Source organism: Pedobacter humicola, from assembly GCF_056490705.1.
This window is the reverse complement of record NZ_JBWJIG010000001.1, coordinates 236,544-251,446: the sequence shown is the minus strand read 5'-3', so window position 1 is coordinate 251,446 and position 14,903 is coordinate 236,544. Positions and strand designations below refer to the sequence as shown.

At 38.4% G+C, this 14,903-nt stretch carries 18 protein-coding genes and 1 tRNA gene; 10 read left to right on the top strand and 9 right to left on the bottom strand.

The genetic code is table 11. The annotated features are described in order from the left end of the window. Positions 1-88: 88 nt before the first annotated feature. From AC04Q1_RS01055 to AC04Q1_RS01035, 5 genes are all read left to right on the top strand, one after another. Positions 89-853, top strand: coding sequence for an SDR family NAD(P)-dependent oxidoreductase (locus AC04Q1_RS01055; RefSeq protein ID WP_478360989.1), 765 nt, complete (start codon positions 89-91; stop codon positions 851-853). 30 nt (positions 854-883) lie between these two features. Continuing rightward, the gene (locus tag AC04Q1_RS01050) at positions 884-1,738 is read left to right on the top strand and encodes a fumarylacetoacetate hydrolase family protein (RefSeq protein WP_478360988.1); all 855 of its coding nucleotides are present in this window, start codon (positions 884-886) and stop codon (positions 1,736-1,738) included. A gap of 1 nt (position 1,739) precedes the next feature. Beyond that, the gene (locus tag AC04Q1_RS01045) at positions 1,740-2,069 is read left to right on the top strand and encodes an L-rhamnose mutarotase (RefSeq protein ID WP_478360986.1); all 330 of its coding nucleotides are present in this window, start codon (positions 1,740-1,742) and stop codon (positions 2,067-2,069) included. A gap of 11 nt (positions 2,070-2,080) precedes the next feature. Then, positions 2,081-2,902, top strand: a complete 822-nt coding sequence (locus AC04Q1_RS01040) for an amidohydrolase family protein (RefSeq protein WP_478360985.1) — start codon at positions 2,081-2,083, stop codon at positions 2,900-2,902. Between the two features lie 205 nt (positions 2,903-3,107). Further along, positions 3,108-4,277 (top strand): alpha-hydroxy acid oxidase, encoded by a 1,170-nt coding sequence (locus AC04Q1_RS01035; protein ID WP_478360983.1) that lies wholly within the window; start codon positions 3,108-3,110, stop codon positions 4,275-4,277. A gap of 80 nt (positions 4,278-4,357) precedes the next feature. Here AC04Q1_RS01035 and AC04Q1_RS01030 read toward each other — a convergent pair whose 3' ends face one another. After that, positions 4,358-5,533, bottom strand: a complete 1,176-nt coding sequence (locus AC04Q1_RS01030) for an aldose epimerase family protein (RefSeq protein ID WP_478360981.1) — start codon at positions 5,531-5,533, stop codon at positions 4,358-4,360. A 195-nt stretch (positions 5,534-5,728) separates the two neighbouring features. On the opposite strand from AC04Q1_RS01030, the gene AC04Q1_RS01025 reads away from it, so the two are divergent. The 3 genes from AC04Q1_RS01025 (at position 5,729) to AC04Q1_RS01015 (ending at position 7,364) form a co-directional block, all read left to right on the top strand. Beyond that, a complete protein-coding gene (locus AC04Q1_RS01025) occupies positions 5,729-6,400 on the top strand; it encodes an HAD family hydrolase (protein WP_478360979.1) in 672 nt (223 codons plus the stop codon). Between the two features lies 1 nt (position 6,401). Then, positions 6,402-7,100 (top strand): NUDIX hydrolase, encoded by a 699-nt coding sequence (locus AC04Q1_RS01020; RefSeq protein ID WP_478360977.1) that lies wholly within the window; start codon positions 6,402-6,404, stop codon positions 7,098-7,100. 191 nt (positions 7,101-7,291) lie between these two features. Further along, positions 7,292-7,364, top strand: a tRNA-Lys gene (locus AC04Q1_RS01015). 297 nt (positions 7,365-7,661) lie between these two features. Here AC04Q1_RS01015 and AC04Q1_RS01010 read toward each other — a convergent pair. Both AC04Q1_RS01010 and AC04Q1_RS01005 read right to left on the bottom strand, forming a co-directional pair. Further along, a complete protein-coding gene (locus tag AC04Q1_RS01010; protein ID WP_478360976.1) occupies positions 7,662-8,534 on the bottom strand; it encodes an RNA polymerase sigma factor in 873 nt (290 codons plus the stop codon). A 55-nt stretch (positions 8,535-8,589) separates the two neighbouring features. After that, on the bottom strand, positions 8,590-9,339 hold the full coding sequence (locus AC04Q1_RS01005; protein WP_478360975.1) for an SDR family oxidoreductase: 750 nt from the start codon (positions 9,337-9,339) through the stop codon (positions 8,590-8,592). A 440-nt stretch (positions 9,340-9,779) separates the two neighbouring features. Between AC04Q1_RS01005 and AC04Q1_RS01000 the strand changes: the two genes are divergently transcribed. Both AC04Q1_RS01000 and AC04Q1_RS00995 read left to right on the top strand, forming a co-directional pair. Further along, entirely contained in the window at positions 9,780-10,496 is a 717-nt protein-coding gene (locus AC04Q1_RS01000; RefSeq protein ID WP_478360973.1) for a hypothetical protein, read from the top strand. Between the two features lie 10 nt (positions 10,497-10,506). Further along, a complete protein-coding gene (locus AC04Q1_RS00995) occupies positions 10,507-10,923 on the top strand; it encodes a hypothetical protein (protein WP_478360971.1) in 417 nt (138 codons plus the stop codon). Between the two features lie 198 nt (positions 10,924-11,121). Here the strand turns inward: AC04Q1_RS00995 and AC04Q1_RS00990 are convergent, their stop codons facing one another. The 6 genes from AC04Q1_RS00990 to AC04Q1_RS00965 form a co-directional block, all read right to left on the bottom strand. After that, on the bottom strand, positions 11,122-11,631 hold the full coding sequence (locus AC04Q1_RS00990; RefSeq protein ID WP_478360969.1) for a DinB family protein: 510 nt from the start codon (positions 11,629-11,631) through the stop codon (positions 11,122-11,124). A 2-nt stretch (positions 11,632-11,633) separates the two neighbouring features. Continuing rightward, the gene (locus AC04Q1_RS00985) at positions 11,634-12,455 is read right to left on the bottom strand and encodes a helix-turn-helix transcriptional regulator (RefSeq protein ID WP_478360968.1); all 822 of its coding nucleotides are present in this window, start codon (positions 12,453-12,455) and stop codon (positions 11,634-11,636) included. Positions 12,456-12,616: 161 nt separating this feature from the next. After that, positions 12,617-12,958 carry a YbhB/YbcL family Raf kinase inhibitor-like protein gene (locus tag AC04Q1_RS00980; protein ID WP_478360967.1) on the bottom strand — a complete coding sequence of 114 codons (342 nt, stop codon included), beginning with the start codon at positions 12,956-12,958 and terminating at the stop codon, positions 12,617-12,619. 137 nt (positions 12,959-13,095) lie between these two features. After that, positions 13,096-13,707: a YdeI/OmpD-associated family protein gene (locus AC04Q1_RS00975; RefSeq protein ID WP_478360966.1), complete on the bottom strand. Its 612-nt coding sequence runs from the start codon at positions 13,705-13,707 to the stop codon at positions 13,096-13,098. 23 nt (positions 13,708-13,730) lie between these two features. Then, positions 13,731-14,138, bottom strand: coding sequence for a VOC family protein (locus tag AC04Q1_RS00970; RefSeq protein ID WP_478360964.1), 408 nt, complete (start codon positions 14,136-14,138; stop codon positions 13,731-13,733). A gap of 86 nt (positions 14,139-14,224) precedes the next feature. After that, on the bottom strand, positions 14,225-14,803 hold the full coding sequence (locus tag AC04Q1_RS00965) for a Crp/Fnr family transcriptional regulator (protein ID WP_478360962.1): 579 nt from the start codon (positions 14,801-14,803) through the stop codon (positions 14,225-14,227). Positions 14,804-14,903: the final 100 nt, after the last annotated feature.

Below are 14,903 nucleotides of genomic sequence, written 5' to 3'. Positions count from 1 at the left end.
ATTTAGGCAAGAAGATAAAATTTTTAATCAACATTATTTATTTTATTTGTATCCTATTCTAATCAATTATAATTTTATAAGCATATACATGTTTTCACTAAAAAACAAAAAAGCCGTAGTTACCGGTGGCGGAAGCGGCATTGGAAAAGCCATTGCAACCATTTTAGCCAAACAGGGTGCTGAAGTCCATATTATCGAGCTAGGAACTGAACAAGCCCTTGATACCATAAATGAAATTACGACCAATGGAGGCTCGGCATTCAGTTACGGTTGTGATGTTTCTGATCACAAATCGGTTCACGATATTTTTAAGGAGATCGGAGCGATTAACATCCTGATTAACAATGCAGGTATCGCACACATTGGAAAGGCCGATACCACAGATGAAGCAGATTTTGACCGCGTTATGCGCGTAAACGTTAAAGGTGTTTACAATTGTTTGCATGCAGCCATTCCACAGATCCGTTTAGCTGGCGGCGGTGTGATCATAAACATGGCATCGATTGCGGCACTCATCGGATTACCAGACCGCTTTGTTTACAGCGCGGCAAAAGGTGCAGTAAAGGCCATCACGATGAGTGTTGCTAAAGATTATATCGGCGAGAACATCAGATGTAACTCTATTTCACCTGCAAGGGTACATACGCCTTTTGTGGATGGCTTTTTACATAAAAACTATCCAGATAATATCCCGGAAATGTTCGAAAAACTATCGAAAACACAACCCATCGGCAGAATGGCCAAACCAGAAGAAGTGGGTGCATTGGCACTATACCTTTGCAGCGATGAAGCCTCGTTTATTACGGGTTGCGATTACCCTATTGATGGTGGATTTACAACCTTAAACAACTAAAAGAATTTTAAATACAATAAAGAGATTATAATGAAATTAATACGATTTGGAGAAGCCGGCGCCGAAAAACCTGGAGTAATGATTAACGATAATTATTTCGACGTTTCTGCATTGGTGAAAGATTATAACGAAGAATTTTTCGGTGGTGATGGTTTAGAAAAACTAAAAAAGGATATCGAATCGGCAGATCTGCCACAGGTTGATAAAGGTGTACGCCTAGGCCCTGCTTTGGCCCGTCCTTCAAAAATAATCTGCGTAGGCTTAAATTATAAAGACCATGCTGCAGAAACCAATGCGCCGATTCCAGCGGAACCGATTTTGTTCTTCAAAGCCACTTCGGCAATAGTTGGACCAAATGACGACTTAATCATTCCAAAAAACAGTAAAAAAACCGATTGGGAAGTAGAACTGGCCATTGTTATTGATAAAAAAGCAAGTTATGTTGCTGAAGAAAATGCTTTAGACCATATCGCGGGATATGTTTTGCATAACGACTATAGCGAACGTGAATTTCAGATCGAAAGAAACGGACAATGGGTAAAGGGAAAAAGCTGCGATACCTTCGCACCTATCGGACCATTTATCGCCACTCAGGATGAAATTGCCGACGTGCACAATCTTCGCCTGTGGTTAACCGTAAACGGAAAAACATTACAGGATGGAAATACCTCAAACCTGATTTTCAATGTTCCCTTTATGATTTCGTACATCAGTCAGTTTATGACGCTTTTACCAGGAGATGTGATTACTACGGGAACACCGGCCGGTGTTGGCTTAGGTCAAAAACCAGAGCCATGGTATTTAAAGCCTGGCGACGTAGTAGAATTAGGTATTGATGGCCTTGGATCGAGTAAACAAACCGTTAAGGCATACAGCGGAATTTAACATGAAAAGATACTGTTTAACACTCGATCTTGTAAATGATGAAAAGCTTATCGAAGCGTATAAGCAGTATCATCAATCGGTTTGGCCGGAGATTAAAGAAAGTATCACTTCTTCTGGAATAGAGAACTTAGAAATATATCTGCTTGGGAACCGCTTATTTATGATCATGGAGGTAAATGAAAGCTTTTCCTTTGAAGAAAAATCAAAAGCCGATTTGGCCAATCCAAAAGTACAGGAATGGGAAACTTTGATGTGGAAATACCAACAGGCTATACCAGGTTCGAAACCTGGCGAAAAATGGATTTTAATGGATCAGATATTTAAACTTTAACCTCTTGTTACATGATTGATACGCACGTACATTTTTGGAATTTTGATCCGGTCAGGGATAGCTGGATCAGTAAAGAGATGATGGCTATCCGTAAAGATTTCTCACCGAAAAATCTTTTAAGGGTATACAATGATCTTCAGATAACCGGTTGTATTGCAGTACAGGCTAACCAATCGGAAGAAGAAAATCAGTTTCTCTTAACGCTGGCAGAGCAAAATGAAATCATAAAAGGCATTGTGGGCTGGGTTGATCTGCTTAATCCAGGTTTAGATGAACGTTTAAGCTATTGGAACACCTTCAAAACCATTAAGGGCTGGCGACATATTTTACAGGCTGAAAATGCGGAATTTATACTCAATAAAAAATTTATTGATGGCATTAAGCTTTTAAAAAAATACCATTATACTTACGATTTGTTGTGCTACCACAATCAATTGCCAGCTATTATCAAAATGGTTGATCAGATCCCTGACCAACCATTTGTATTGGATCATTGTGGCAAACCCAATGTTAAAAATCAAGATTTGAAATCATGGTCTGAAAACATTAAAATCTTAGCGGCTCACCCCAATATACACTGTAAAGTTTCTGGTTTACTTGCAGAAGCAGACTGGAAAAACTGGAAAGAAAAAGAACTTTTCAATTGTTTTGATACAGTTTTCGAACATTTCGGCCCTGAAAGGGTGATGTATGGCAGCGATTGGCCGGTCATGTTGATTAGCAGACCGTACCAGGATTGGTTTAATTTAGTGCATAAATATGCCGAACGGTTTTCTGCGGAAGAGCGAAAACTAATTTTTACGGATAATGCAAATGCTTTTTATTCGGTTTAACTGTCGTTTTTAGCCAAAGATTCACAGATATACACAGATTGCTGCTATCTCTTATTGATATCCCTAACTCGTGTAAGCAAATCGCTAATGTTCTCCAACATAAAACAATAAATACAAAATAGCAGATAGAGCAGGATGGAAAATATAATATAAAAGATTAGTTTCCGCCTTTTAAAACAGCATCTGACCAATACAATATTTAAAAATGAGTAAAAAGATTACATTCCCATACAATCCTCAATACCCTTCTGTAGCCGACTTAAGGAAAAAGGCAAAATCAAGGATTCCTAAATTTGCTTTCGACTATCTGGAGGGTGGTTGTAATGAGGGACTTAATTTATCGCGAAACGAGAGCGACTTCGACAATATTTACCTTAAACCGAATTACTTACGTGTTGGTGGGGATATCGACATGTCGGTTGAATTATTTGGCCGTCGTTATAGTGCTCCATTTGGGGTATCTCCGATTGGTTTGCAAGGTTTGATGTGGCCTAATGCCCCCGAAATTTTAGCCAAGGCTGCCGCTAAAGCCGATATTCCTTATACGTTAAGCACTGTATCCACGAGTAGCATCGAACGGATTGCCGAAGTATCAGAAGGAAAAGCCTGGTTTCAATTGTACCATCCAACGGAGAACAGCTTAAGAGATGACATCTTAAATCGATTAAAAGCTGTTGAATGTCCGGTATTGGTTGTTCTGGTCGATGTGCCTGCATTTGGTTTACGATATAAAGAAATTAAGAGTGGCCTATCTATACCACCAAAAATGTCAGTCAATAATATCTTGCAGGCTTTTGCCCGTCCGCTATGGGGAATTAAAACCCTGCAACATGGGATTCCATCATTTGCGACCTTAAAGCCTTATATGGAAAAAGGAATGGATATGTCGCAGCTGGGGCAATTCATGAACAGAACATTTACCGGTAAGGTTGATATTGAAAAGGTTGCTGCCATTCGTGATCTTTGGAAAGGACCTTTGGTACTAAAAGGAATCACGACTGATGAAGATATGCAGGCTGCTATACAACTGGGTGCTGATGGTGTGATTGTTTCCAATCATGGTGGCAGACAAATTGACGCAGGCGAATCTTCGATCAATTCACTGATTAAACTGGCGAACAATCCACTATACAAATCAAAACTGAAGATCATGTTAGATGGTGGTATCCGTTCGGGCGTTGATTTAGCAAGAGCACATGCCGTAGGATCGGAATTCAATTTTATGGGCCGGCCTTTTATGTATGGCGTTGGCGCTTTGGGCAATGAAGGAGGCGATCATACCATCAATATGTTCAAAACGCATTTATACCAGATCATGCAACAATTAACCATTGAGAAGATTACACAATTCCCTGATCGGTTATTAACCCCTTAAAGACGGATTTTCAGATAAAACAAACAAAAAAAGCAAAACTCCTAGTTTTGCTTTTTTTGTTTGAAATTTTATAACAATTCTTAATCCATTTTCTTCAGTGCTGCTGTTTTCAAAAACTTATAAGTTGTACTCGTTTTATACGTTTCGCCTGGTTTGAGCACTGTAGATGCAAAATTCGCATGGTTTGGCGCATCAGGAAAATGTTGTGTTTCTAGGCAAAAGGCCGAACGGTGAGGGTATGACTTTCCGCCTTTACCATCTTTATCAGCCCCTGTCAAGAAGTTACCGCTATAAAACTGTAGGCCGGGCTCAACTGTATAAACTTCCAAAACAATACCCGTTACCGGACTTTTAACGATAGCCACGGGTGTTTTGCCATCGTGATGCGTTAATACAAAATTATGGTCGTAACCTTTACCGAATTTTAATTGCTGATCATTTTCTTCGATCGATTTTCCGATGGTTTTGGCTTTGTTAAAATCGAAAGCTGTTCCGGCTACCGGCTGTAGTTTACCAGTTGGAATCAAGGTAGAATCAACCGGAGTATAGGCATTCGCATCGATGGTGAGTTCGTGGTCCAAAATTGTATTATTGCCTTCTCCATTTAGGTTAAAATAAGCATGGTTGGTTAAATTTACCACTGTAGCTTTGTCTGTGGTAGCCAAATAATCAATTTGTAAGGCATTGTCATCGGTTAAAGTATACGTTACCTTAACATCTAATTTGCCTGGATAACCTGCTTCACCATCTTTTGAAACATAGTTCAACTCCAGTTTTTGACTATCCAGTTGTTTAGCCTCCCAAACTTTTGAAAAGAAACCGTCCTTACCACCGTGCAGGGTATTCACACCATCGTTAAGCTGTAAAGTATATTCTTTTTCTGCTAAAGTAAATTTACCCTTCCCGATCCTGTTGCCATATCGGCCAATTAATGCGCCAAAAAACGGTTCTCCTTTTTTACGGTAAGCACCTATACTGTCGTAACCCAAAACAACATCGGTTAATTTGTTATCTTTATCGGGCACCAGGAGTGAGACTACTCTACCACCGTAATTGGTTATGGAAACCGAGGCGCCCTGTTTATTTTTCAAGGTGTATAGTTTAACATTTTTCCCATCAATGGTGCTGTTGAATTTTACGGAATCACTTTGTACGGTTGTTGTGGCCCCTTTATCCGATTTAGGATTACAGGAAGTAAAAACTATAGATAAACACAGTGTAGCGAAGGGCAAAGCCTTAAGAAATATTTTTTTCATGGATTAAATTTTGAGGAAGCAGGCCTTGATTGTAATGCGATACAACTATTGACATGGCTTCATATTGATTTATTTTTGGTTAAGACTAAAGTATGAAAAAAATATTAACGTCATAGTAACGATTATAATTATTATTTCTCCTATTCTGGTCGATGATCATCAACAATAAAAAAAATCACATAATTTAGCGGCCATATGCATCATTTGAATTTCAGGCCAAAGGCTTTTCTTTTCGACTTAAATGGCACTATGATTAATGATATGGGATACCATACTTTAGCATGGTACAGCATCATGACGGAAGATTTAGGCGCTAAACTCGATTACGAAAACATTAAAAAAGAAATGTATGGCAAAAACCATGAGGTTTTGGAACGTGTTTTTGGAAAAGGTAAATTTAATGCTGAAGAAATAGAACGGCTTTCTATGGATAAGGAAAAACGCTATCAGCAAGGTTATATGCCACACCTTGCGCTTATTGATGGCCTGGACCTTTTCCTGGAACGTTCAAAAAAAGCCAATATTAAAATGGCCATTGGATCAGCGGCAATACCTTTTAATATCGATTTTGTAATAGACGGGCTTAATATCCGTCATTATATGAATGCGATAGTAAGTGCAGATGATGTAAAAACAAGTAAACCGGATCCTGAAACTTTTATAAAGGCAGCAAAAGCTTTAAATATTGCCCCAATCGATTGTCTGGTATTCGAAGATGCACCGAAGGGTGTAGAGTCGGCCTTAAATGCCGGTATGCAATGTATGGTATTAACAACCACGCACACGATCGAAGAATTTGATGGTTATCCAAATATCTTAGGCTATATTACAGATTATAATGATGCCAAATTAAACACGCTTTTTTAACATGGGAAAATATTTAAATCAAAAACCTGTTCTTGTTGCAGTAGACTGCATCATTTTTGGCTATGATGGCGAACAGTTAAAACTTTTGGTCATCAAAAGAGCCATAGAACCCGTTAAAGACAAATGGAGTTTGATGGGTGGTTTTATTGGTGAAACAGAAGATCTTGATGGCGCAGCCAAAAGGATATTATTGGAATTAACGGGATTACATGATGTTTATCTCGAACAGCTCCACGCTTATGGCCGCCCCGACCGTGACCCCATCGAACGCACGGTTTCTGTAGTTTATTTTGCACTTATCGATATCAACAAATACAGTAAACAGATCAACGATCAATACCATGCCGAGTGGTTTAAACTCAAAGAAGTTCCTGAACTGATTTTTGACCACGATATGATGGTAAAAGCTGCAATGGATAAAATCCGTTATCAGGCAGCCCTCCATCCCATCTTATTTGAACTTTTACCAAAACGCTTTACGATACCACAGCTGCAGGCTTTATATGAACAGGTTTACGATTCGCCGATCGATAACCGGAACTTTATCCGCAAGATCACAGCCAGTGGACTATTGATCAAACAGACCGATAAGGATAAATCGAGTTCCCGCAGAGGTGCTTTTTATTTTAAACTGGATAAGAATAAACACAAGGCACAGTTTCAGTCTTTTCTGAATTTTATCCCGAAAGCAAGCAAATAGAGGCTGATTTTAAAATTTGCTGTTACGCCGAAAATAAATTTTTAAATTATTTTTATGCTTAGAAAATTCAAAATCAACAAGTTATAAGCGCTGTTTTTTAGCTAAGCAAAAAACAGCTAAAACATTTTTAAAAAATGTTTGCAACGAAAGGATAAATCTCTATATTTGCACCTCCTTAAACAAAGGGAAATGATTCCGTAGCTCAGCTGGTAGAGCATTACACTTTTAATGTAGTGGTCCTGGGTTCGAATCCCAGCGGGATCACAGAAACCTTCAAGCCAAAAAGCTTGGAGGTTTTTTGTCAAAGGTGATTTTGGGCGGGCATGCGTCTGTACAGGGAGCGAAAGATTTCTGTCATAAATCCTGTCATTTGTCCAGCTCAATCCTCTTCTGCGGCATTACCTTCTCTTTCTAAAAGCCCAATTGCTTTGGCGACAGGTATCAATGATTAAATATATTTTAGCGTTCAAATCATAGGATTCCTTATCACATGCCTGCAAAATAAAATATACAGTTTCCAGCTCGAAGCACGTTTCATAATCGATAGTTTACAGGTGCTATTTAAGAATCCAATATTGATTTTATTAGCTTATTATTAAATATTTCGTTCACTATTTTTGTTGATGTTAAAGGTTCTTGAAGTGGATGTTGTCGAAAAACATTTCTATGTAAATCTTCTATGGTATGGGTAATTAAAATAGCCTTTTGTTCCGATAGTTCATATATTTTTTTCTTGTGGCGGATATTGAATACTAAATTGTTTGGATCAACAATTCCTGCATCAATATAGGCCCTTGTTTTCTTAGCGCATCTGCAAGGGTTAGATTTATTCACCAAACCGCATCTTTTATTCATCCAATGATATAAGTCCTGCCTTGCCCGCATTAACCGAATACGAAAATTACCCGTTGTAATTCCTAAAATTTCCGAACCTAAGTTATGGTCAATGTCAAACATTTCGCCTAGTATATAAACCATTCTTTGTTCTCTGCTTAAACAAAGTAACATTCCAGCTGTACAGCTTATTCTAATTTCTTCTATTGTGTCTTTGAGTTCATTTTCTTCAGTTTCATTTAGTTCGTGAACAGGGATATTGTCAATTGAATTAAAATAACTTTCAAAGTCTATTGTTTTCAATGCGGATTTACTTTTTTTTGTGTTTAAGAAGTGGTTTACAGTTATTCTATATAGCCAGGTTCTGAATTTACTTTTACCTTCAAATTTTGTTAATGCAGTAATTGCTTTTATAAATACTTCCTGAGTTAAGTCTTCTGCATCTTCAACACTTTTAGTCATTTTTAACGCAAGGTTATAAATGAACAATTGATGTCTGCCAATTAGATTTTGTAGTGCCTTTTTATCACCACCAATGGCCAGTTTTACCAAGCCCGAATCTATTTCGTCGGTATAATTTATTTGAAAAGGATTATCCATTTATTTTTAATAAAACTAAAGCAAACCATTAAATTTGCTTTAGTTAATTTACAATTTAAATTTGCCTTAAACCACCATCTACTGTTAATTCGTTACCTATAATATAGGACGAATCATCAGAAGCAAGAAATAGTACTGTTTTAGCAATTTCTTCCGGTTGTCCCCAACGTTTAACCGGGATTTGATCTGTAATGGCTTCGCCTGCTGCTTTTAATACCTCTTCAGGCAACCCGATTTTACCCCAAAGTGGCGTTCCGATCGCTCCTGGGCTTACTGCATTTACTCTGATCCCTTTTTCAATTAATTCGGCAGATGCAACCCTGACAACAGAACGTAAAGCCGCTTTACTTGCACTTAATAAACTGCTCCCGCCAAAACCTATACTATTTAACCAAGATGTCGTAATGACTACAGAAGCGTTATTATTTAGGTAAGGAATGGCCTTTTGAAGTGTAAAGTAAGCTCCTTTGAAATTTACATTGATCATTTCATCAAAAAAAGCTTCTGTTGTGTCCGCAATGGTTGCCAATTTTGCTTGTGCAGCATTAACGAATAAGATGTCAATTTTTCCAAATCTAGATTTCGTTTCATCGAACAATTTGTCCAGGTCTGCTAGTTTACACACATCTCCCTGTACAGCAAGACTGTTTGGGCCAAGTTCGCTTACAGCTTCATTGAGGGCTTGTTTACCCCGCCCAAAAATTACAACTTTTGCATCGTTTGCGATAAATTCTTTGGCTGTAGCCAAACCAATCCCACTACTCCCCCCTGTTATTACAGCAACTTTGTTTTTTAATTTGTCCATTTTTACAATAATTTAATAGCAACTCTATTGTCGCCACTATTTGGACAAGCAAAAAGTACCGTGTTACAAAAGTTGGGAAGCTATTTTGATCTCACCCTATTTGTGAAAACTGCAGAATTTTTTCCTATTTTCATCATCCCTTAATTAAGCCATTACCTTCACATAAAGCAGAGCTTATTAATCAGGATAAGGACAGCCATATCTTTTTTCCTATTATTCAACTGATTCCCACCGGCAAAAGAAGCATTCAAGTCCTCAAGTTCTTATGGATTGATCACATCATATAAAACTCATGTGTTTATTGTTGTAGTAAATATTATAATACAATTGTATTTTTTAATATAAAAAATATTAGCTTCGTTATGCATTTTCATGTCTGATTTTACATCATCATCCATCAGTTTTTTAAACCCTATTTTAATAAACCCAAACTAACAATTATGAAAAATTTATTGAAGTACCTGCTGCTTTTAAACATTGCCGTATTTTCTGTGGCCTGCCGTTCAGATAAGGATGACCTTTTAGGTGAACAGCCGCACAAACCGGCTACTGAGTTCTACAAAAATGCAAACGAACTGGCTGCAACTTATGATCCTTCGAATGCTGTAAGTCAGACGGTAAGAGATAGGGTTTACGATTTATACAGGTCGAAAAAGTGGGGTGAGCTGGAAACTTTATTTATAAATGATAATTTAAACGGAAAATGGCCGCCTGCAAATGGAGGGTATAATACGGTAGATGATACGCCTATTACGATGGGACAAAGATATGATCGGTATAGCAATGGCATAGGAACTTATAGCGGAACCGGAGCTCCGACTTTGGGCGGTAGTTTTACAAGTCCGATTATCAATGGATCCGTATATACTTTCGGGCAAAGGGCTTTGAACCAACCTGAAAATTCTTATGATTTTTATTATGAAATAGAAGTTCTAAATAATTCGCTAAATTTCGGGGGCCAAACAGCAGACGTTATCCCCTGGTTTAATCAGGTAGGTAATGGTAAGCAGACGATGTGGAAAATCCCGATCGATCCGACAACCGGCTACCAAAAAACATGGAATAAACTGGCACAGGAAGGATACATCAAAGTTACGATTAAGAAAAATCCAAGTGGAAAATATCCGGGAGCTGTAGGGGTAGTTATTGCACAATAAAATAATTTAGATGTATTCCATTTCAAAAAAAATATTCATTGAAAAACAGGTTCCTGTTGAAAAAAACATCTTCAGTAACGACGAAATCGGTCAGTTAGCAGAAGTAAAATTCAAATGTTCCGATTGCGGAGAAGAAAACAGCATTAAAATAACGCCATACGAAACCGGTTTTCCGGTTTTTCAATTGTACAACCACGAAAAGGTTTTAGCTAAGAATGAATTACTAGGCAATAAAATTGTTTCCGAAACTTCCAGAAATTCACTGCATTTTGGAGAATTAACGGTAAATAATTTACCAACGCTATACATTGGAACAGATTGCCCTTCTTGTGGCTGTAAGTATATTTGTGTTTTTAGTTATGGTGAAAAACAGCCCGGACTAACTTTGCTTACCATTTCCGGTGTATGGAAATACAACGAGATTTAACCTGGGATATGCTAAAAAGGCCATTACAACCCATTAGAAGGGCTGGATTAATTTTCGGGGCCGGCAAAATAATTGATCAAAGATGATCTGGTCCATTTAAGTGTTAAACCTTAAATCTAATTGTTCGAGTTCAGTACCTGCGGGATCACAAAAAGCTCCAAGTCTTAAGGCTTGGAGCTTTTGTATTAAATACTGTTTCTATGATGCATTTATAGTGTGCGTCAAGTAATAAGTGGCCAGATCGAGCGAAGATAGTCCAGTAAAATCTGCTTGCCGCAATAGGTTTACCAACTGACCGCGATGATAGGTGGAGTGGTTCATGATATGCGCAAAGCTTTGCCAGTAAACCATCTGTCCAGCCCCTCCTCTGGGATAAACAAAGGTAACCAGATCGTTGTAGTTTTCTTCGGGATAGTTTTCTATAAAATTCCGCATCCCTGTTGAAGCTATTTTCCAGATGTTGATCAGCTCATTTTTAGAGCCCTCAAAATGGGCAGACAGATAAACCGGGTTGGTTTCTTTTGTCCAGAAATCGATCCATATTTTTTCCGCACTGGCCATATGGACACTGGTTTGTTTAATGCTGCTGAAGCTGCTAGGAAGGGATTGCTCCCATTGTGTGTCAGTGATCTGGCTTAACCAGGCCATAACTTTATCATCCGCCCAGCTGTTATAAGCAGCTAAGCTGGTAAAATATTGTTTGTTCATTTTTAATGACTTAATTGATACTGTTTGGGCGTGATACCGTGTACCTGCTTAAAAGATTGTATAAAGCTGGATAAATTTTCATAGCCAAGTTCATAGTAGATTTCACTGGCGGTGGTATTTCCCTGTTTAAGCAGCATAGCCGCTTTTTGCATTCTTTTTTCCAGCAGCCATTTGCTTGGCGAGGTGTAATAGATCCTGGCAAAGCGACGCTTGAAGGTAGATAAACTTGTGTTACATAAAAAAGCCAGCTCTTCGACGCTTACCGGATGATCAATATTGGCATTAACAGCCTGCCTGATCAGGATATCATCAACAGGTTCCTGACTGATGCCCCGGAGTTTTTGCAGTTCACCCGGATAATGCTCACTTAGATAGAGCAATAGCTCGTGCAATTTTAATTGCTGCATTTTTGGTGAAATACTTTGATTATCCGCCAGCATATGTTCAAGGGAAAGGATAAAATTTTTGAGAAAAGCATCCTGCTCAAAACGCAGAATAGGTTCTTCAGCAATTTTAGCGGCTTGTACACGAAGCAGATCTGTATGCCTGATGAAAAAATCAGCAAGTACGCCATTATCGAAAGAGATCAGTATGCTTCGGTAATGGCCGTCTGATGTCACCATTTTTTCGCTCATCAGGCAATTTCCTGCGGCAAGCAATAGAAACTGACCGGGTATGATATCAATCCTGGTATCTGCATAACAGACAGTTTTTGCCCCTTCCAGCAAAAAGCTAAAAAGGTTTTGCTGGAGGGTAATCCTGTTTTTAATGCTGCTCCCTTTGGCCTGATAGCTAAAAATGGAGATGGGTTCAGTTAGTTTCATCTCAGGCTAATTTAATACTTTTGTCCGTAAACCAATAATGAGGCTTTAGCGAGCGTAACGTAATTCAGATTAAAGCCTACAAATGCGGGCGTTGCGTTTTTATCCAGGTCAAGTTTTTGAGCAAGGGCATAAACAGTGATCAGATAACGATGCGCCGGGCCTTAGGGTGGAGCAGCACCGGCATATCCTGGTGTGCCCATATCCGTATTGCTCTGGATCACATTATCTGGCATTAAATTTTTAACTGGATTGCCGGCATCAGATGGCAGTTCACTGATGTTTGCCGGAATATTAAAAACCACCCAATGCCAGAAACCACTGCCCGTTGGGGCATCCAGGTCGTACATGGTCAAAGCGAAAGCCACGGTTTCCTTGGGCGGGTTCTCCCAATAAAGCTGAGGCGAGCGGTTCTGCCCTGTAAAACCCATACCCCTGACATATTGTTCCTGATTGAGCTGTCCGCCTAATTCGTTACTTTTTAAAGTGAATATTGTTGTCGTCATTTTTGATTTATTTTAATAAACCAAAGATAAACTGCCTATTTGGGCAGGACGATAGCCCAACGTTCAAAAAGTATCGCTAAACGTTCAATTTTAGAAAACAAATCAATAACGAACTAAACGTTTGAAGTAGATGGTTTTTATTTCTCATATTGCCAAAACCTTCCTTTTCCTTCCGCGATCCAAGCTAAAGATTGATCAATTCTTTTCTGACGGGTCGCCTCCGTTTTTGCATCAGTAATCCAGACCAGATAATCCTTTCGAAAAGATGGTGTTTTACTTTCAAAAATTTCTTTCGCCACAGGATGGGCTTCGAGTCTTTCGCTAAAGTAATCCGGTACTTCAATTGTTTTTGGTTTTTCAGTTACAGGTTTTACTTTTTTCATACCAGTTTCATTTAAAACCATCGCTTCCTTAATATAGGCAACTAATGTCTTCTTGTCGGGTAAATCTGATAAAGCTTTTATTTTATCCATGTAGCCCATCTTCTTCCCTGCTTTTACGCTTTCGATTAGCTTTTGATCGCTCATCAGCTCCGCTTTATAAAGACTAAAAGAACAATGGTTTTTGTAGGCCGCCAAAATACACATCATATCGCCCTTATAATCAAAGTGGGGAATCCCCCACTTGATTATTTCTTCAACTTCAGGACATACTTCGTGAATGATTTCCCTCAAATAGCTTAGGATTGGTTTGGCAAAATCTGCGGATCCTGCAATATATTCTTCGAATTTTGGATTGAATGTTGACATTTTGATCAATATTAGGTTAAAAATTATTCAGTTGGCAATTGCGAGAGATCCATATAGGCCAGTTCCCACTGATGTCCGTCAAGGTCAGCGAAACCGTGCTGATACATCCAGCCATAGTCTTGTGGCTCGTTGTAAACCATAGCGCCTAACGCTACCGCTTTTTCAACCAGTTGTTTAAGTTCTTCTTTTGAATTGCTATCCAATGTAATTAAAACTTCTGTCGTGCTTTTTGCATCAGACACGGGCTTTTTTGTAAAAGTCTGAAAATAGTTTTCGGTTAAGAGCATCACAAAGATGTTGTCGCTAATCACCATGCATGTGCCTTTCTCATCGCTAAACTGTGGATTGAAATTAAATCCAAGGTTTGTAAAGAATGAAATTGATTTGCTTAAATCTTTCACGGGTAGGTTGATAAAAATTTTTGTTGCCATTTCTGTATATTTTAATTTGTAAACGATACACAAAGATGGAACACCGGTCTGGACTAAACTTTTACATATGTTGAGAAAATGAAAAATTATTTATTGGTTAAAAATATTCTGCTCAACTGTGTTGGTGTAATCCCTAAATAGGACGAGATATGGTGTTTCTTCAGCCTTTTTACCAGATTGGGGTATTTTTTAAGAAAGTCATCATAGCGCTTGGCGGCCGTTTCCGTCCGAAAGGTAACTTCTAAGGGTTCTTTTTCTATAATCCAATGCAGTTCGGTATAGTTGATATAAAATAGAGCAAGATCAGGAAAAGCAGTAAATAACTTTTTAAATTCAAAAAAATCATATTCAATCACATTGCTTTCTTCAATGGCTGTGATATAGAACATACTGGGCTGGCCTGCCAGCATTGCGCTTAAAGAAGCCGCTAATCTTTGTTCGGGAAAGAAATATTTGATCACCACGTCGCCTTCATCGGTTAGGTAGTTTTGAGAAAGCAGTCCGCTCAGCACAAAAGCTACTTTTTTGGGTTGCTGACCCAGGGAGATAAAATTTTCATTTTTAGCATATTTCTTAAACCTCAACAGATTTTTAAACGCACATTCTGCTTCTGCTGAAATATTGTAATAGCTTCGGATCTTTTGAAAAAACAGGTCAGTATTCATTAAGGCTAATGTAATTGTTCAATTTTGCCAATGGTAATAACACTTCATGGATGGCATGGCCATTATCGAAGAAACAGCATACATACAGGTCAATACATTG